This window comes from Glutamicibacter sp. St.4D3 (assembly GCF_059728615.1).
This window is the reverse complement of sequence record NZ_AP039380.1, coordinates 2,195,021-2,213,687: the sequence shown is the minus strand read 5'-3', so window position 1 is coordinate 2,213,687 and position 18,667 is coordinate 2,195,021. Positions and strand designations below refer to the sequence as shown.

At 68.9% G+C, this 18,667-nt stretch carries 17 protein-coding genes; 8 read left to right on the top strand and 9 right to left on the bottom strand.

Annotated features, from left to right (window positions below; all coding sequences use genetic code 11):
* Positions 1-17: 17 nt before the first annotated feature.
* From AC6I21_RS10115 to AC6I21_RS10095, 5 genes are all read right to left on the bottom strand, one after another.
* Positions 18-1,589, bottom strand: a complete 1,572-nt coding sequence (locus tag AC6I21_RS10115; RefSeq protein WP_138177432.1) for a DEAD/DEAH box helicase — start codon at positions 1,587-1,589, stop codon at positions 18-20.
* A 256-nt stretch (positions 1,590-1,845) separates the two neighbouring features.
* Positions 1,846-3,309: an RNB domain-containing ribonuclease gene (locus tag AC6I21_RS10110; RefSeq protein WP_497762324.1), complete on the bottom strand. Its 1,464-nt coding sequence runs from the start codon at positions 3,307-3,309 to the stop codon at positions 1,846-1,848.
* 120 nt (positions 3,310-3,429) lie between these two features.
* Positions 3,430-3,651 carry a DUF3107 domain-containing protein gene (locus AC6I21_RS10105; RefSeq protein WP_138177436.1) on the bottom strand — a complete coding sequence of 74 codons (222 nt, stop codon included), beginning with the start codon at positions 3,649-3,651 and terminating at the stop codon, positions 3,430-3,432.
* An 86-nt stretch (positions 3,652-3,737) separates the two neighbouring features.
* The gene (locus tag AC6I21_RS10100) at positions 3,738-4,361 is read right to left on the bottom strand and encodes a TetR/AcrR family transcriptional regulator (protein WP_138177438.1); all 624 of its coding nucleotides are present in this window, start codon (positions 4,359-4,361) and stop codon (positions 3,738-3,740) included.
* A gap of 167 nt (positions 4,362-4,528) precedes the next feature.
* Positions 4,529-5,866 (bottom strand): glutamyl-tRNA reductase, encoded by a 1,338-nt coding sequence (locus AC6I21_RS10095; RefSeq protein ID WP_138177440.1) that lies wholly within the window; start codon positions 5,864-5,866, stop codon positions 4,529-4,531.
* Positions 5,867-6,070: 204 nt separating this feature from the next.
* Between AC6I21_RS10095 and hemE the strand changes: the two genes are divergently transcribed.
* From hemE to hemL, 8 genes are all read left to right on the top strand, one after another.
* Positions 6,071-7,126, top strand: a complete 1,056-nt coding sequence (gene hemE / locus AC6I21_RS10090) for a uroporphyrinogen decarboxylase (protein WP_138926513.1) — start codon at positions 6,071-6,073, stop codon at positions 7,124-7,126.
* Positions 7,127-7,265: 139 nt separating this feature from the next.
* Positions 7,266-8,834 (top strand): protoporphyrinogen oxidase, encoded by a 1,569-nt coding sequence (gene hemG / locus AC6I21_RS10085; RefSeq protein WP_138177444.1) that lies wholly within the window; start codon positions 7,266-7,268, stop codon positions 8,832-8,834.
* Between the two features lie 79 nt (positions 8,835-8,913).
* Entirely contained in the window at positions 8,914-9,627 is a 714-nt protein-coding gene (gene hemQ / locus AC6I21_RS10080; RefSeq protein WP_138177446.1) for a hydrogen peroxide-dependent heme synthase, read from the top strand.
* A complete protein-coding gene (locus AC6I21_RS10075) occupies positions 9,624-10,829 on the top strand; it encodes a ferrochelatase (RefSeq protein WP_391495668.1) in 1,206 nt (401 codons plus the stop codon). Before hemQ ends, AC6I21_RS10075 begins: the two co-directional genes overlap by 4 nt.
* A complete protein-coding gene (gene hemC / locus AC6I21_RS10070) occupies positions 10,826-11,800 on the top strand; it encodes a hydroxymethylbilane synthase (protein WP_497762323.1) in 975 nt (324 codons plus the stop codon). Before AC6I21_RS10075 ends, hemC begins: the two co-directional genes overlap by 4 nt.
* Before the next feature lie 6 nt (positions 11,801-11,806).
* Complete coding sequence (locus tag AC6I21_RS10065; protein ID WP_497762322.1) at positions 11,807-12,628, top strand: uroporphyrinogen-III synthase; 822 nt, start codon at positions 11,807-11,809, stop codon at positions 12,626-12,628.
* A gap of 41 nt (positions 12,629-12,669) precedes the next feature.
* A complete protein-coding gene (gene hemB, locus AC6I21_RS10060) occupies positions 12,670-13,656 on the top strand; it encodes a porphobilinogen synthase (protein WP_497762321.1) in 987 nt (328 codons plus the stop codon).
* A complete protein-coding gene (gene hemL / locus AC6I21_RS10055) occupies positions 13,657-14,964 on the top strand; it encodes a glutamate-1-semialdehyde 2,1-aminomutase (RefSeq protein WP_138177453.1) in 1,308 nt (435 codons plus the stop codon).
* A 90-nt stretch (positions 14,965-15,054) separates the two neighbouring features.
* On the opposite strand, the gene AC6I21_RS10050 is transcribed toward hemL, so the two are convergent.
* The 4 genes from AC6I21_RS10050 to AC6I21_RS10035 all read right to left on the bottom strand — a co-directional run bounded on the left by AC6I21_RS10050 (position 15,055) and on the right by AC6I21_RS10035 (position 18,598).
* The gene (locus AC6I21_RS10050; protein ID WP_138177455.1) at positions 15,055-15,915 is read right to left on the bottom strand and encodes a MetQ/NlpA family ABC transporter substrate-binding protein; all 861 of its coding nucleotides are present in this window, start codon (positions 15,913-15,915) and stop codon (positions 15,055-15,057) included.
* 83 nt (positions 15,916-15,998) lie between these two features.
* Positions 15,999-16,631: a methionine ABC transporter permease gene (locus AC6I21_RS10045; protein ID WP_138177622.1), complete on the bottom strand. Its 633-nt coding sequence runs from the start codon at positions 16,629-16,631 to the stop codon at positions 15,999-16,001.
* A 47-nt stretch (positions 16,632-16,678) separates the two neighbouring features.
* On the bottom strand, positions 16,679-17,674 hold the full coding sequence (locus AC6I21_RS10040) for a methionine ABC transporter ATP-binding protein (RefSeq protein ID WP_138177457.1): 996 nt from the start codon (positions 17,672-17,674) through the stop codon (positions 16,679-16,681).
* Positions 17,675-17,914: 240 nt separating this feature from the next.
* On the bottom strand, positions 17,915-18,598 hold the full coding sequence (locus AC6I21_RS10035) for a 3'-5' exonuclease (protein ID WP_497762320.1): 684 nt from the start codon (positions 18,596-18,598) through the stop codon (positions 17,915-17,917).
* Positions 18,599-18,667 lie beyond the last annotated feature (69 nt).

Here is an 18,667-nt window from a genome sequence, read left to right as displayed (position 1 = left end):
TGCCTGAGTCCGGCAGGCTAGTCGTCCTGCCGGGGAGCCGAGTCCTGGCTGCGGGTGCGGCGGCGGGTACGGCGCCGGCGCGGGGCGGTGCGCCCCTCTTCCTGGTTCGCGTCCCGGGTTTCGCGGTGGCGTTCGGCCTCCCGGGCCGGGCGGTCCTGCTTGCCCTTGGAATGCCCGTGCCGGTCCGCACCCTCGGCAGCGCGCGGGTTGCCGGAGGTGTCCTCGCGGCGGGTGCGCTGGCGGTTGCGCGAGGAGTTGCGCGAGCCCTCGGAGCGGGCGCGGCGCGGCTCCCCGCCGTCGGCGGTGGCCTGCTTGGCCCGCGGCAGGCGTCCCTTGGTGCCCTTGGGGATGTTCAGGTCGGCGAAGAAGTGCGGGGAGGAGGAGTAGGTTTCCACCGGCTCGGGCACGTTCAGCCCCAGCGCTTTGTTGATCAGCGACCAGCGCGGCACCGAGTCCCAGTCCACGAAGGTCACCGCGATGCCGGTGTTCCCGGCGCGTCCGGTGCGCCCCACGCGGTGCAGGTAGGTGTTCTCGTCATCCGGGCACTGCAGGTTCACCACGTGGGTGACGTCGTCCACATCGATGCCGCGGGCGGCCACATCGGTGGCCACCAGGATCTCAACCTTGCCGGAGCGGAACGCCTTCAGCGCCTGTTCGCGCGCTCCCTGGCCCAGGTCCCCGTGCAGGGCCCCGGCGTTGAAGCCGCGGTCGATCAGCTCATCGGAGAGCTTGGCGGCCGACCGCTTGGTCTGGGTGAAGATGATCGTCTTGCCGCGGCCCTCGGCCTGCAGCAGGCGGGCGACCATCTCGTCCTTGTCCAGCGAGTGGGCGCGGTACACCAGCTGGCGGATGTTGCGCTTGGTGATCGAGTCGTCGCCCGGATCCGCGGCACGGATGTGCATGGGACGGGACATGTAGCGCCGGGCCATGGTGATCACCGGGCCGGGCATGGTGGCGGAGAACAGCATCGCCTGGCGCACCGGGGGCAGGGCGGCCAGGATGCGCTCCACATCGGGCAGGAAGCCCAGATCCAGCATTTCGTCGGCCTCGTCCAGCACGACGGTGGCGATCTGCTTCAGGTTCAGCACGCGCTGGCGGTTCAGGTCGATCAGACGCCCGGGGGTGCCCACCACCACGTCGGTGCCGGCCTTCAGGGCCGCGATCTGCTCCTCATAGGGACGCCCACCGTAAATGGTGGTGACCCGGACGCCGGCGTGCCGGGAGGCCTGGGCCAGGTCCGCGGAGACCTGCAGGGCCAGTTCGCGGGTGGGGGCCACGATCAGTGCCTGCGGGGCGCCGGGGAATTCCAGGCGCTCGTAGCCCTCATCGGATTCGCGCACCACGCGCTGCAGCGCGGGGATGCCGAAGCCCAGGGTCTTGCCGGTGCCGGTCTTGGCCTGGCCGATGATGTCATTGCCGGCCAGCGCGACCGGCAGGGTCAGCGACTGGATCGGGAAGGGGTGAATGATGCCGGCTTCGGAGAGCGAGGCGACAATGTCCTGGCGCACATTGAAGTCGGCGAACGTCTTGGGTGCTTCTTCAGGCGCCGCGGCGGCGTCCTGGGTGGTCGTGTCAGTCACGATGTCCATATTCTCGTTTCACGTTGGCGTCCCGGCCTGACCTGGGCCTCCGGCGAACGGTGCCCGGGAACGGTGTCCCGGCGGGCAGGGGAACGCGGTCCAGCGGAGCCGATCGCTACATGCACCACCGCGGCGTAGTGGCGGTGGGGGATGGTGACCGCTGGGAAGTCACCACGAAAACTGTTGTCTCTCGTTTAGCGCGGCGCGACCGGGCATCCTAAATAACTTTGTCCTTCTAGCATATCGGGTTTTGCCCCCGGACGTCTCATGGTGTGACTTTGCTCGCCACCTGGCTGAAACGGCAGCGCCGGGTCAGCGGGTCGGCCTCCTCCAGCCGCACCGAGACCAGGCTGGCGGCCGGAGCGCTGCCGGTGAAGGATCCGGTGATTGCCTCACCGAGCAGCTGGACCTGTCCGGGACGGAGCTTGCCCTGGCCATTGGCGGTTGCGGCGGTAAGCACCACCGCGTCGAAGTGCTCACCCACCCGGTGCTGCAGCACCCAGGCCTCGATCAGGGCGATGCTGGCCCGCCCGGCCGCTGCGGCCTCCGCGGAGCTGGTGCGCATCAGCCCGGGCAACTCTTCCAAGGCCTCCAGCAGTGGCTGCGGGATGGGACGCTGCCGGCACAGCAGGTGACAGGTGAGCAGCACAAAACGGTCCACCAGGCGGCGCAGCGGCGCGGTGGCGTGCGCGTAGGGGGCGGCCAGTGCCGCCTGCACCAGCTCGGTGTCGGGTTTGCCGTTGATCACCTGATAGTCGGCGCCGCGGAAGAGCGCGGCCGCCCGATGCATGAGCACCAGCTGGGCCGGGTCGCAGACATCCAGGGTGCGCAGGAACTGCCCGTAGTCCAGATGCTCCTCCCAGCGGTGGCCCAGCACCCGGCTTTGCAGCCGGAACTCGGCCAGGTCCTCGGGCCGCGGCGGCGGCATGGTGCGCAGGATCCCCACCTTGTGCTGCAACATCAGCTCGGCGGCGGCCATCCCGGTCAGCAGTGAAATCTGGGCGTTGTAGTCCTCCACCGGCAGGGGAGTGCGGCTGACCAGCGTGTAGTTGCCGTGGGCGTCGACCTGAACATCCTGTTCGGGCAGGTTCAGGCTGGCCCCGCGCCGGCGGGCCTCCTGGCTGATGCGCAACCTGCCGATGCGCTGCAACAGCACCAGCTGCGCATCAGGGGCGCCGGCGTCCAGCTGCTGCTGGGCGGTGAGGTAGTCTCGCTTGGCCCGGGAACGGATCATGGAGCGGTGCAGGGCGGTGTGCCGCAGTTGGCCCTCCGCGTCCAGGTCCAGCATCCAGATGAACGCCCGCCGGGGGCGCCCGGGCAGCAGCGAACCGTGATCCTCCCCAATCACCTCGGGATGCAGCGGGATGCGCCGGTGCGGCAGGTAGATCGTCTGCCCGCGTTGGCGGGTGGCGGCGTCCAGCACACCGCCCAGCTCCACCAGGGCCGGCACATCGGCGATGGCGTAGTGGATACGGTACCCGGTGGCGGTTTCACTCAGGTGCATGGCCTGGTCCAGGTCGGTGGAGGTGGCCGGGTCCAGGGTGAAGAAGGGCAGATCGGTGTGATCTTCGGGGGCCGGGGCCAGTTCGGCCACAGCGCGTTCGGCGGCGGCGAGCACCGGGGCGCTGAAGGGCCCGGGCAGCTGGAACTCACCCTCCAGCTGCTCAAGCAGCTGTTGCAGGGTGGTGCTGCGGACCGGGGCGGGGACTTGGACCTGACGATTGAACACAAGCCCAGCATAATCACCGGCGATGGTGCCAGTCATGGAAAACGCCGGTGGCCCCCGGCGCGCGGAACGCGGCGGGGGCCACCGGCAGGCCGGTCTGCGGCCGGCGAAAAAGATTGGGCGCTACTGGGCGAAGCCCACGCGACGCACCTGGTCCGGACCGATCTCAACGTAGGCGATGCCCGGAACCGGGACGATCACGTCGCGGCCCTTGTTGTCGGTCAGCCGCAGCTGCCCGCCGTCATTCAAGGCCTTCGCAACGATTTCGGAGATTTCAGCGTTGTCCTTGTCGGATTCGAGCACGACTTCGCGGGCGACATTCTGGATGCCAATACGGATTTCCATGGAGTTCTTGATCCTCTCGAAGGTTCATTGACTGCCCCGTGCGGGCGCCTGCTGCGCCCATACGCTGGACCTAGAACCAAATCTAGCTACTTTTCCTTCGGGAACCGCGCAATTCCGCGCCAAGCTAAAAGCGAGATCAATTCGATCGCCGTCTGCTGCGGCACGGCGCTGTCGGTGGTCGCCCAGTAGCGGGCGGAGACCTGGGAAAGCCCGGCCAGGGCCCGGCCCAGCAGGTTGCCCTCGTCCTCGGTGAGCGGGGTATCGGCCACCACCACCGCGGCGATGGCCTCCGAGAGCTGGGCGTTGAACTTCTCAATGCGTTCGGAGATCAATGGGTCGGCCAGCACATCGGATTCGAAGATCAGCCGGTAGGCCTGGGATTCACGGCTGATGTACTGGTAATACGTGTCGATCGTGTTGTAGACGCGCTGGCGGTTGTCATCGGTGGAGGAGATGGCGGTGTCCAGCAGTTCGGAGAATTCGGCCAGGTGCACGTCCAGCAGCGCGAGGTACAGTTCCCGCTTGCCCGGGAAATGCTGGTAGAGCACCGGCTTGGAGACCTCGGCGACCTCGGCAATCTCATCCATGGACGCCCCGTGGTAGCCGTGGGCCACAAAGACCTGGTGGGCGGCGGCCAGCAGCTGGCGGCGGCGGGCCTCGCGGGGCAGGCGTTGGGTGCGTGTCCCCTTGCGTTCATCGGTACCCGACATCTCGTGCCTTTCAGCGTGGTGGCCCGGGCTCGCGGCGCCCCTGGTCAGGGGCAGGCCGGGAAGCCTCCTTGTGTGTAGTATTCCACGTTGCGTTGCAAAAGTGGCGCTCTTCGCGGTGGCCAGAGCCCTGAACGGGAGGGGCCGGCGGGGCGCGGCAACGCGGTGGGCTAGGCGCTTCGGGTGTCCTGCTGCAGTGGGCAGCTGGCCGGCTGCACCGCCGGGGAGGGGGTGGGCTGGGCCGCGGGGGCCGGGGCGCCGGCCTGCGGCAGCTCCAGGCCGTAGAGGGTGTTCAGCGCCTGGACGTACTCCTCGGTGCGTCCTTCGGCGGCCAGTTCGCGGGCCCGCACGGTTGGCACATGCAGCAGCTGGCGCATCATCCGGCGCATGGCCAGTTCCACCTCGTTCGCCGCGGCGGTGCACCCGTGCTGGGAGCGGACCTTGGCGACCTCGGCCTCCAGCACCTGCTGGGTGTGCCGGCGCAGTGCCACGATCGCCTGGTCGGCGTCGCGTTCACGCTGGGAGGCGTCGAATTCCTCGGCGGAGCGGGCCACGATCTTGCGGGCCTCGTATACGGCCAGGGACTGTTCGTCCGGCGCGGCCATCCGCACCGATTCCAGGGTGATCAGCTCAACATCGGACAGCTCGGCCAGGGCCGGGTCAAAGTCGTGGGTCAGGGCCATGTCGATGGCGATCAGCGGGTGGCGCGGCACGCGCAGTGCGGCCAGCCGCTCGGCGGCCAGCTGGGTGCCGCTGCCGCTGCAGCCCACGAGCACGTCGGCCTGGCGCAGTGCCTGCTCCAGTTCCTCGGTGCTGATGGCCTGCACGCCGCGCTTCTGCGCGAAGTCCGCCGCCCGCCCGGAGGTGGAGTAGACCTTGATGTGCTTCACGCCGCGTTCACGCAGCAGCGCCAGGGTCACCCCGGCGTAGGCTCCGGTGCCAAAGAGCACCACTTCCTGATCCTGCCAGGAGCGGTTGGCCTGCATCAGGTCATCGGCCAGGTCCAGGGCCACGGAGACCACGGACTTGCCCTGGGCGCCCAGTGCGGTTTGGGAACCGACGTCCTTGGCGGCGCGGGTGGCCGATTCAAAGAGACGGGTGAGGTTGCCGGTGGTGGTCTTCTGCTGCTGGGCCTGGGTCAGGGCGCGGCGCACCTGTCCGGCGATTTCGCGTTCACCGACCACGGCGCTGTCCAGTCCCGCGCCCACGGAGAAGAGGTGGTCGATGACGGCGCGTCCCTCGAAGCGCAGCAGCTTGCTGTCCAGCAGGTGGGCGGGTACGCCGCTGTGGGAGGAGAGCTGGTGAACCAGTTCGGTGGCCGCGGAGAGCGGGGAGGCGACATCGGCGTAGATTTCGAACCGGTTGCAGGTGGATAACACCACGGTGCCGTTGATGTTGTCGCAGGCCTGAAGGGTCGCGGGAGCCAGCTCGGTGGCCGCGGCGCTGAGCTGTGCCACGGTTTCCAGATCGAGCTGCGAGTGAGATGCAACGAGAGATAGGTAAACCACAGTGATACCTAGATTAGGCCTGGGTACCTGTTTCGACAACGTAGGTGAACCTATCCTCGAGGTCGTTTTCGACATTTTGTAGAAAAGTTTTCGACGAGTTGTAGAGGTTTTTCGACACGTCGTAGAGGTTATCTTGCTCACCTCGTGAGCCTGCTCACCCGACGGGGTGGGCATTTGTCGCCAAGACTTGGCAGAATTGGGCACATGACCCTGCCTGCACACCATCCGATGGTTGATGGACGTACGAGTAATTCCGACCTGATTACCGCCCTGCGCGGCGGCACCCCGCGCCGCACCCCGGTGTGGTTCATGCGCCAAGCCGGGCGCTCGCTGCCCGAATACCGCGAACTGCGTGAGGGCACCACGATGCTCGATTCGTGCCTGAACCCGGCGATGGCCAGTGAGATCACCCTGCAGCCGGTGCGCCGGCACAAGGTGGACGCGGCAATCTTCTTCTCCGACATCGTCATTCCGCTGCGCCTGGCCGGAATCGGGGTGGACATTGTCCCCGGGGTCGGTCCGGTGCTCAGTGAGCCGGTGCGCACCGCCGAACAGGTCGCGGCCCTGCCCGAACTGACCGACGAATCCCTGGAACCGATCCGCGAGGCGGTGGCGCTGACCGTCGCCGAGCTGGGCTCCACCCCGCTGATCGGCTTCGCCGGCGCCCCCTACACGGTGGCCGCCTACATGGTCGAGGGCAAGCCCAGCCGCGACCACCTGGGCCCGCGCACCATGATGCACGCCGAACCCGAGGTGTGGAAGGCGCTGATGGACTGGGCCGCGGACGCCTCTGGCAAGTTCCTGCGCGCCCAGGTGGAGGCCGGCGCCTCGGCCGCCCAGCTGTTTGACTCCTGGGCCGGCTCCCTGCCGCTGGCCGACTACCAGCAGCACGTGGCCCCGGCCTCGGTGCGCACCCTGGATCATGTGCGGGACCTGGGCGTGCCGCTGGTGCACTTTGGCACCGGCACCGGGGAACTGCTCACCGCCATGCGCGATGTGGGGGTGGACGCGGTGGGCATCGACTACCGCATCCCGCTGGATGTGGCCGCCCAGCGCCTGGGGGACACGGTTTCCCTGCAGGGCAACATCGACCCGGCGCTGCTCTTCGCCCCCTGGCCGGTGCTTGAGGCGCACGTGCGTGAGGTGGCCCGGCGCGGTGAGGCCGCCCGTGGGCACGTGATGAACCTGGGTCACGGGGTGCCGCCGAACACCGACCCGGAGGTGCTGAGCAAAGTGGTCGAACTCATTCATTCGCTGTAGCCGCGGGGGACTAAGCTGGTGGCGGGCGCCGTGCGGTTCCCGCCACCGGCACCGGCCGCCGGCAGCGCCGCACCGAACGCGGCGCCCAAGATCAAGTGGTAACAACACGCCGAAACAGGCAAGGGGTTAGCGTAGGAACATGATTGACGAGCGTGGCCAGCAGGCCCGGCACAATCCATCGACGACCCGGGTGCGCCGTGACATCGCCACCGACGCCGCCGCCCATGCGTTGCGCCTACTGGAGAAGATCCGCACCTCCACCCAGCGTCCCGGCCCGGACACGGCCGGCGAGCAGGCGGGCAAACCGCACGCGATCGTGATCGGCGGCGGGATCTCCGGGCTGGTGGCCGCCCACGAACTGCAGCAGACCGGGCACCGGGTGACCGTGCTGGAGGCCGCCGCCGACTTCGGTGGGTGCCTGCGCCGCATGGAAGTGGCCGGGCTGCAGCTGGATGCCGGCGCCGAATCCTTCGCCGTGCGCTCGAACACGGTGGCCGAGTTCCTGCAGGAGCTGGACATGGGGCAGAAGATCGTGCCCACCAGCGGGATGAGCGCCTGGCTCACCCAGCAGCGCGACGAGCACGTTGAATCCCACCCGATGCCCGCCAGCTCCCTGATGGGCATCCCCGCCCAGGTGCGCAGCGACGAGGTCCGGGCCCTGATTGGCCGTCCGGCCGTGGTGCGCGCCGCCGCCGACCTGGTCACCCCGATGCCCAAGAAGTGGGCCACCGAGAAGCTGAGCGTGGGCGAGGTGGTGCGCCAGCGGATGGGCTCGGCCGTTCTGGAGCAGCTGGTCGCCCCGGTGGTGGCCGGGGTGTACTCCACCGACCCGAACCAGGTGGACATCGACGCCGCCGCGCCCGGGCTGCGCCAGGCGATGCAGGACACCGGCTCGCTGGCCCGCGCCGTCGCCCAGCTGCAGGGCCAGGCCCCGGCCGGTTCCCGGGTGGCCGGGCTGCAGGACGGCATGTACACGCTGATCACCGAACTGACGGCCCAGCTGCGCGAGGCCGGGGTGAACCTGGTGCGCAACGCCCCGGTCACCGCCCTGGCCCATGATCCGCAGGCCGCCGAACCCTTCACCGTCACCAGCCACACCGAGGTGCTGCATGCCGACAAGGTGGTGGTGGCCACCCAAGCCGCCGCCGCGGCCCCGCTGCTGCAGCCGCTGCTGCCGGCCGGCACCCTGGCCGGCGCCGGACGCGAGTCGAACTCCATTGCCCTGGTGATCCTGGTGGTGGACAAGCCCGAACTGGACGAGGCCCCGCGCGGCAGCGGGGTGCTGGTCACCGAGGGCTCGACGATCAAGGCCAAGGCCCTGACCCACTCCACCGCCAAATGGCCGTGGCTGGGGGACGCCACCGGACCGGGCACCCACGTGGTGCGCCTGTCCTATGGGCGCATCGGGCACCGCGAACCGCTGGTGGAGGCCGGCAACGACGCGGCGCTGACCAGCCAGGCGATCGCCGACGCCGCCACCATCCTGGGCGTGGACGTGGGCGAGGACGACGTGCTGGGCAGCGCGATCTCCCGCTTCAGCGACATGGTGCCGCTCACCGGCAGCGCCCAGCGCCAGGCCAACGCCCGGCTGGACGAGGCGCTGCAGGACCTGCAGGGGCTCAGCGTGGTCGGGGCCTGGCGTTCGGGCACCGGCCTGGCCCGGGTCATCGCCCATACCAGGGCCCAGGTCGCCATCAGCGCCAGCTAGCCCCACCCGGCCCGCCGGCCCGGGACCCATGCGCCGGCCACCAAGACCATTGACCGAGAATCCAACCGAGGAGAGAACCATGACTGAACGTCCAGAGAACAACTCACCGGTGCTGCGTGACCGCGAGGCCGCCGGCAACGCCACCATGTATTACACCCTGTGGACCGTCTTCAAGCGTTCGGTCCCGGCCGAGCGCGGGCAGGGTGCGGCCGAGTTCGAAACCCTCGTTCAGGAGCTGGCCGACCAGGGCGTGAGCGTGCGCGGGCTCTACGACGTCTCCGCGATGCGCCAGGACGCCGATGTCATGGTGTGGATCCACGGTCCGGCCGCCGAGCTGCTGCAGGCGGGCATGCGCCGGATCCGGCGCAGCGCCCTGTTTGCCGGCACCGAGATCGCCTACTCCACCATGGCCGTGCACCGCGAGGCCGAATTCGCCAAGGACCACTCCCCGGCGTTCGCCCGCGGCCTGGATGCCAAGGAATGGATGACCGTCTACCCGTTCGTGCGCTCCCACGACTGGTACACCCTGGACCCGGCTTCCCGCGGCAAGATGCTGCGCGACCACGGCATCCTGGGCCGCGACTTCCCCAACGTGCTGGCCAACACCGTGGCCGCGTTCTCCTTCAGCGACTACGAATGGCAGGTCTGCCTGGAGGCCGATGACATGATCGACCTGGTCGACATGATGCGCCACCTGCGCTACACCGAGGCCCGCCACCATGTGCGCGAGGAAACCCCGTTCTACACCGGCCGGCGCATCAGCGCCGCCGAGGTTGCCGAGGTCCTGCAGTGAACCAGGACTTCGACCCGCGCACCGGGTATGACGCCAACGGCACCATGACCCCCAAGCCCTACGACGCCCTGCTGCTGGCCAGCTTCGGCGGACCGGAGGGCCAGGAGGACGTGATCCCGTTCCTGCGCAACGTCACCGCCGGGCGCGGCATCCCCGATGAGCGCCTGGAGGAGGTGGCCGTCCACTACCGCACCAACGGGGGCGTGTCCCCGATCAACGCCCAGAACCGGGCGCTGAAGGCGGCCCTGGAGGCCGAGCTGGAGGCCCGCGGCATCCAGCTGCCGGTCTACTGGGGCAACCGCAACTGGTACCCGATGATCAACGACACGCTCAAGCAGATCGCCGCGGACGGGCACCGCAAGGTGCTGCTGCTGGGCACCGGCGCCTACGCCGGGTACTCGGCCTGCCGCCAGTACCGTGAGGATCTGGGCATGGGGCTGCGCGAAACCGGGCTGGAGGGCGTGGTGGAGGTGGACAAGGTCCGCCAGTTCTTTGACACCCCGGCCTTCGTGGAGCCGTTCATCGACGGGGTGAGGCAGTCCCTGGCCGACGTGCGTGAGCAGCTGGCCGATCGCGGGAACCCGGAGGGACGGATCAAGATCGTGTTCGTCACCCACTCGATCCCGATGAGCGACGCGAACGCCGCCGGGCCGGCCGCCGAGCACGAAAACTACCCGGAGAACCTGTATACCGCCCAGCACCGGGCGGTCGCCGCCCACATCCTGGCCCATGTGCCCGAGGCGGAGGGCCTGGAGGATTCGCTGGTCTACCAGTCGCGCTCCGGGGCCCCGCACATTCCGTGGCTGGAACCGGACATCAACGACGCGCTGGAACAGGACGCCGCCAATGGCGTGGCCGGCGTGGTGGTGGTGCCCATCGGCTTCATCTCCGACCACATGGAGGTGCTCTGGGACCTGGACACCGAGGCGAAGGACACCTGCGCCGAACTGGGCCTGGCCTTCTGCCGGGTGCCCACCCCCGGCACCCACACCAAGTTCGTCTCCGGACTGATCGACGTCATCGAGGAACGCCTGACCGGCCCCGACGGGGCCCCGCGGCGCACCGGGCGGGTCAGCGCCGTGGCCGGCGGGCCGTGGTTCGACGTGTGCCCGGCCGCGTGCTGCGTGAAGCCGGCCCAGGACGGCTCCCTGCGCCCGACCATCGCCGGGATGGACTCCGAGGTGGGGGTGCCCCAGCCATGAGCGAATCCTTCACCGTGGGAACCCGGGGCAGCGCCCTGGCCACCACCCAGACCGCGTGGGCCGCAAACCAGCTGGCCGAGCTGAGCGGGCTGCGTGCCGACACCGTGCTGGTGCGCACCGAGGGGGATGTGGTCACCGGATCACTGGCCACCCTGGGCGGCACCGGCGTGTTCGCCGCCGCACTGCGCCAGCACCTGCTGGATGCCGGGTGCGATCTGGCCGTGCACTCGCTCAAGGACCTGCCCACCGTGCAGCCCCAGGGCCTGGCGCTGGCCGCGATCCCGGTCCGCGAGGACGTGCGGGACGCGCTGTGCGCCCGTGACGGGCTGAGCCTGGCCCAGCTGCCCGACGGTGCCAAGATCGGCACCGGCTCCCCGCGCCGCGCCGCCCAGCTGCTGGCCCACCGCAAGGACCTGCAGATCGTGGACATCCGCGGCAACGTGCCCACCCGGCTCGGCCGGGTCAAGGGCGTGGGCGAAACCCTGGATGACGGCAGCGTGGGACGCGCCGTGCAGGGGGATCTGGACGCGGTGATCCTGGCCGCGGCCGGGCTGCACCGGTTGGGGATGGAACGGCACATCACCGAATACCTGGATCCGGCGATCATGCTGCCGGCCCCCGGCCAGGGGGCCCTGGCCGTGGAGGTGCGCTCCACCGGCAGCGGCGCCCCCGAACTTGATGCCGCACTGGAACGCTTCGATGACACCGCCACCCGCTGGCAGGTTGCCGCCGAACGGGCGCTGCTGAACACCCTGGAGGCCGGCTGCGCCGCCCCGATCGGGGCCCTGGCCCACTTCGAGGGCGAACACCTGGTGCTGGAGGCCGTGGCCTGCCGGCCCGACGGCACCCAGATCATGCGCCAGTCCCACGCGGCACCGGTTCGCGATGAGGCCGGGGCGTTGGACGTGGGCCGGGCGCTGGCCCACCGGATGCTGGAGAACGGCGCGGCGGTCATCGCCGGGCTGGCCTAGGCGCCCATGGCCCCGCACGCGATCATCCTGCGCGCCGCCCACCGGGCGGCGGCCACCGTCGCCGAGTTCGCCCGGCTGGGCATCGACTCCAGCTGCACCCAGCTGATCGAAACGGTGTGGCCGCAGGATTTGGCGGCGCTGGATGAACGCGTGGGACGGCTGGCCGCCGGGGAGTACCAGTGGGTCATGCTCACCTCGGTGAGCACCGTGCACGTGCTTGCCCAGCGCCTGGCCGGCCGGCCCCTGCCCCCGCACACCCGGTTCGCGGCGGTGGGTGCCAGCACCGCGGCGGCCGCCGGGCGGCTGCTGGGGCGCGAGGTGGACTTCCTGCCCGCCGAACAGTCCGCCGCCGGGATGGTGCGCGAGTTCTTTCTACCGCCGGGCACCCGGGTGCTCTACGCGCACGGGGACCTGGCCAGCCCCACCCTAAGCCAGGGGCTGCGCGGCTGGCAGGTGGCGCTGGATGAAGTCATCGCCTATGCCACCGTTCCGGCCGGCGGCGACCAGCATCCGGTGCACGCGCTGCCGGCACCGGACGGGGTGCGGGTCCTGGACCCGCAGCAGATGCTCGGCGCGCTGCCGCACAGCCAGCTGGTGGTGTTCGCCGCCCCCAGCATCGTGCGCCGCTTCGCCGAACTGGCCGGAACCAGCCTGGCCGCCGGGTTGGGCACCATCGCCATCGGCGCCCCCACCGCCCGGGCCTTGGAACAGGCCGGGATCCGGGTGGACGCCACCGCCGCGGACCCCACCCCCGCGGGCCTGGCCGCCTGCGCCCGCCGGCTGCTGCAACGCGAACCGGAGCCCGGCCGGCACCGCCCACACACTTAGCCCGGACCGTTTCAGGTCCCGAACCGATGGAGGAAGTTGCCATGTCATTCCCGCAACACCGGCCACGCCGGCTGCGCCAGAACCCGGCCATGCGCCGGCTGGTCGCCGAACATGAACTCAGTGCCCGCCAGCTGATCCTGCCGGCCTTCGTGCGCGAGGGGATCAGCGAACCCAACCCGATCGCCTCCATGCCCGGGGTCGTGCAACACACCATGGACACCCTGAAGTCCGCCGCCACCGAGGCCGCCGAGCAGGGCCTGGGCGGCATCATGCTCTTCGGCGTGCCCGCGGTGCGCGATGCGACCGGCTCCGGGGCCATCGCCGAGGACGGGATCCTGAACCGGGCGATCGCCGCGGTGCGCGCCGAGGTCGGGGACGAACTGGTGGTCATGTCCGACGTGTGCCTGGACGAATTCACCTCCCACGGCCACTGCGGCGTGCTGGACGCCCAGGGCCAGGTCGACAACGACGCCACCAACGCCATCTACGCGCAGATGGCGGTGATGCACGCCGAGGCCGGCGCCCACGTGCTGGGCCCCTCCGGGATGATGGACGGGCAGATCGCCGCGATCCGCCAGGCCCTGGAAGCGGCCGGGCACACCAACACCGCGATCCTGGCCTACGCCGCCAAATACGCCAGCGCCTTCTACGGCCCGTTCCGCGAGGCCGTGGATTCCCAGCTGGTCGGGGACCGGCGCACCTACCAGATGGACGCGGCCAACCGCCGCGAGGCGCTGGTGGAGGTCGAACTGGACCTGGCCGAAGGCGCGGACATGGTGATGGTCAAGCCGGCCATGAGCTATCTGGACATCGTCGCGGACATCGCCGCGGCCTGCAGCGTGCCGGTCTCCGCCTACCAGATCTCCGGGGAGTACTCGATGATCGAGGCCGCCGCCGCGAACGGCTGGATCGACCGCAAGGCCTCGATCCTTGAATCCCTGCTGTCCATCCGGCGTGCCGGGGCACAGCAGATCCTGACCTATTGGGCCGCCGAAGTGGCTGGCTGGTTGAACGAAGGAAAGAAGTAGATGTCGAAATCAGATGAACTCTTCGCCCGGGCCCAAGAGGTCATGCCCGGGGGCGTGAACTCCCCGGTGCGGGCCTTCGGCTCCGTGGGCGGGGTGCCCCCGTTCATGGCCAGCGCCAAGGGCGCCTACCTCACCGATGTGGACGGCAACGAGTATGTGGACCTGGTCTGCTCCTGGGGCCCGGCCCTGCTGGGGCACCAGCACCCCGAGATCCAGGCCGCCGTGCACCGCGCGGTGGACCAGGGGCTGTCCTTCGGGGCCTCCACCCCGGATGAGGTGAAGCTCGGTGAGCTGATCAAGCAGCGCATGGGCGGGGTGGAACGAGTGCGGATGGTTTCCACCGGCACCGAGGCCACGATGACCGCGGTCCGCCTGGCCCGCGGCTACACCGGGCGCGAGCTGATCATCAAGTTCGCCGGCTGCTACCACGGGCACCTGGACGGGCTGCTGGCCTCGGCCGGTTCCGGGGTGGCCACCCTGGCGCTGCCCGGCTCGGCCGGGGTGACCGCCGCGACCGCCGCCGAGACCCTGGTGCTGCCCTACAACGACCGCACCGCCGTGGAGGAGGCCTTCGCCGAGCACGGGCAGAACATCGCCGCGGTCATCACCGAATCGGCGCCCTGCAACATGGGCGTGGTGACCCCGCAGGAGGGGTTTAACAAGTTCCTGAAGGACACCACCGCCCAGCACGGCGCCCTGCTGATCCTGGATGAGGTGCTCACCGGCTTCCGGGCCTCGGACGCCGGGTACTGGGGGCTGACCGGCCGGCAAGAGGGCTGGAACGCGGACCTGTACACCTTCGGCAAGGTCATCGGCGGCGGGTTGCCCACCGCCGCCCTGGGCGGACGCGCCGAGGTGATGGACTACCTGGCCCCGCTGGGGCCGGTCTACCAGGCCGGAACCCTTTCCGGGAACCCGGTGGCCATGGCCGCGGGCATCGCCCAGCTGACCCACGCCACCGACGAGGTCTACGCCCACCTCGCCAAGCAGTCCCAGGCCCTGGAGACCGCCCTGGTCAACGCGCTGAACGAGGCCGGGGTGAACCACTCGATCCAGCGTGCCGGCACGCTGTTCTCGGTGGCCTTCGGCACCGCGGACACCGGGGTGCAGAACTACGCGGAGGCGCAGAAGCAGGAGGCGTTCCGCTACGCCCCGTTCTTCCACTCCATGCTGGACTCCGGGGTCTACCTGCCCCCGAGCGTCTTCGAGGCCTGGTTCGTCTCTGCGGCACACGATGATGCGGCCATGGAACGGATCATCAACGCGCTGCCGGCCGCGGCCCGCGCCGCCGCCAACGCCAGCGCCTGATCCGCCCACGCTGAGCCCGAACCCGCCGGAAGCGGGCCGTTGCCTTGCCGGTATGCGGGTGCTGGCGCCGGGCCGGGCCGCGGAACCGGCCTACTTGTTGGTGGCCGGCAGCACGCTGCCGTCGCTCCAGGTGTCCTCGATGTACTTGTGCACCTCATCGGAGTGCAGCAGCTCTTCGAGCTTGGCGATCGCCGCGGTTTCCTCACCCTCGCGCCAGGTCAGGAAGTTGGCGTTCGGGTTGTTCTCGGCCGATTCCTGGTACAGGATCTCCTCCGGGTTCAGCTTGGCCTGGACAATGTAGTTGCCGTTGACCAGGGCAAGGTCCGCCGACTTGCCGTCCTTGTAGAACTGCGGGACCTGCTCGGAGTTGACTTCCTCGAACGTCAGGCCCTTGGGGTTCTTCTCGGCATCGCCCTCAACGGTCAACGCCGAATCCCCGTCGGCCAGGTTCTTCAGCAGACCCGCCGACTCCAGCACGCGCAGGCCGCGCAGCTGGTTCACCGGGTCGTTGTTCAGCACCACGCGCGCCCCGTCGGTGACGTCCTCGGGCTTGTCGAACTTCTGCGAGAACGCGGTCAGCGGTTCGACGTGCACGCCCTCGCCATGCTCGAACTTGTAGCCCTTCGCCTTGACCTGGTCGGCCAGGTAGGCCTCGGTCTGGAAGTAGTTGGCGTCAATGGTGCCGTCTTCCAGGGCGATGTTCGGGGTCTGGTAGTCATCGATTTCCGTGATGTCCAGGTCGATGCCGGCATCTTTGGCCAGGTTGGCATCGATGTACTCCAGGATCTGGGCGTGCGGCACCGCACTGGCTCCGACCTTCACAACGGTCGGGTTCGCCGGGTCCAGGCTCGCGTCGGCGGCCGGTTCCGGGGAGCTTCCGCCGCCGCAGGCGGTCAGGGCCAGCACGGTGGCGACGCCGGTGGCGGCAAGTGCGAGTTTCTTGCGCAGCATGGTGTTGTCCTTTGTTCGGTTGATGCCCGCCGGGTTTTCGGCGGCGGGCGGGGTTTGCGGGGTTGTGGAGGGGCTGCGGCCGATTAGCGGTGGTCGACCCTGCGGGCCAGCCAGTCGCCCAGCAGCTGCACGATCTGCACCAGCAGCAGGATGATCACCAGGGTCACCAGCATGATGGTCGGCTCGTAACGCTGGAAGCCGTAGTTGTAGGCCAGGCGGCCCAGCCCGCCGCCGCCGACCAGGCCGGCCATCGCCGAGTAGCCGATCAGCGTGACGATCGTGGTCGTGGTGGCGGCCACCAGGCCGGGCAGGGCCTCGGGAACCATCACCTTGCGGATGATCTGCATCTTGGTCGAGCCCATCACCAGGGCGGCGTCCACCTTGCCGGAGGAGACATCACGCAGCGCGGTCTCCACCAGGCGGGCAAAGAACGGCACGGTGCCGATGGTCAGCGACACCGAGGCCGCGATCGGCCCCAGCGCCTGGCCGACGACCAGTGCCGCGAACGGGATCAGGGCCACCATCAGGATGGCGAACGGGATCGACCGGGTGATGTTCACGATGATGCCCGAGAGCACCACGTTCAGCCAGCGCACCGGGGTCAGCCCGCCCTTGTCGGTGGTGTGCAGCAAGATGCCCAGCGGCAGGCCGATCAGCACCGTGAAGATCCCGGAAATCGCGGTCATCTGCAGGGTTTCGACGGTCGCCGGCCACATGGCCTTGGTGATCCCCGGGTTGGTCAGCAGGTCGTTGAAAAATTCGTTCACTTTCCGCTTCCCTTCAGAGCCACGGCGACGTCAATGGATTCGAGGTAGGCCACCACTTCTTCGGTGTTGGCGCTGGCTGGCAGCTGGATGCGCAGCCGGGCGAACTGGTGCTCGCCCATCTGTTCCACCGAGCCGGCCATGACGTTGACGTCCATGTCGAAGTGCCGGGACAGCCCGGACAGCACCGGCTCGTTGGCCTGGGCACCGGAGTAGATGATGTCCAGCACCGGGCCCTGCCCGGCAGCCTGCGGCGCTTCGCCGGGCAACGGCAGCAAGGTGGCCGCCAGGGTGGAGCCGGGGGTGTTGATCACGCTTTCCAGGTCCCCGTGCTCCACGATGCGCCCGGCCTCCAGCAGGGAGACCGAATCGCAGGCCTGCTTCACCACGTGCATTTCGTGGGTGATGATCAGCACCGTGATGTTCAGCCGGTCACGCAGGGCCTTGACCAGGTCCAGGATCTCATCGGTGGTCTTCGGGTCCAGGGCGCTGGTCGGCTCATCGCACAGCAGCACGTCCGGGTCGGTGGCCAGGGCGCGGGCGATGCCCACGCGCTGGCGCTGCCCGCCCGAGAGCTGGGAGGGGTAGGCGTTGCTGAACTTGCCCAGCCCCACCAGCTCGAGCAGTTCGCGGACCTTGTGTGCGCTGTCCTTCTTGGACATCCCGCTCAGTTCCAGCGGGTAGGCCACGTTCTGGGCGGTGGTGCGTGAATCGAAGAGATTCGCGTGCTGGAACACCATCCCGATGCGCCGGCGGGTTTCGCGCAGCTGGCTGTCGCCGATGTTGGTCAGCTCCTGGCCGTTGACGGCAACCGTTCCGCTGGTGGGTTGATCCAACAGGGTCAAACACCGAACCAGGGTGGATTTGCCGGCACCGGAGTGTCCGACGATGCCGTGGATTTTCCCGGTGGGGACTTCGAGGCTAACCCCGTCAAGGGCAACAACGGTATCGCTTCCTTGGCGGTAGACCTTGCGCAGGTCCTTGATCGTAATCACAGGGTGGTGGTCCTTCAATTCTCAAGGGTAAAGAGAGTACCCCCAATTGAATCACCGTCGAATATTATCGACCGAATCGCCCTGCACATTCGGTAATGCGCCGTAAAGCTCCGCTATCTCACGGATGGGGTCGAAGAATCTTTGAGTGAACATCATTCACAAAAAAGGATGGACGCCCGCCGGGCTCGTGGCGGCCATCACGGGCCGCTGGGCACGGCTGTGAATTAGGTCTCGAAGCGCCTAGGAATCCTTGATGGGCCAGGCGCCGTCGACGACCGCCTCGGGCTTGGTGCGGCGCAGGTACTGCTGGAAATTCTCGGCGTGCTCCCGGGCCCAGCGGATCTGCTGGCCGTGCAGCTCGGCCGGATCCACCAGCAGGTCCGGGTAACGGGAGGCCAGGGCGCGGGCCACCCCAACGCAGGCGACCGCATCCGCGAAGGAGGTGTGCGCGTTCTCCAAGACCACCCCATAGTGCTGGCACGCCGCCTCCAGGGTGCGCTTGCCCTTGCGATAGCGGTCCATTTGCCGGTCCAGGACGTAGGGGTCGACCACGTTGCCCGGGATGAAGGGCACCAGCTCGTGGCGCAGTGCCTCGGTGTGCAGGACCGAGAAGTCATAGGAGGCATTGAAGGCAATGATCGGTGCCTGCTGGGACGCGAACTGCAATAGGTTCAGGATTTCGCCAACCCCCCGAGCGGCCGCGACGCCCTCGGCGCGCGCCCGCTCGGTGGTGACCCCATGCACCGCTGTGGCCGCCTCCGGGATCTCTACTCCGGGATCCAGCAGCCACTCGCGTTGGTTCAGGATCTGCCCGGAGGAATCCAGCAACACCACCGAAGCGGTCACGATGCGCGCGGTATTCGTGTCAACACCGGTGGTTTCCAAGTCAAAACCCAGGCAGGGGCCGATATGCCATTCACTCATGCAAATAACGCTACCGTCCCAAGGTGCGCCGACGCGGCGTGACCCACCGGTTGGGGACAGAAGCATGGG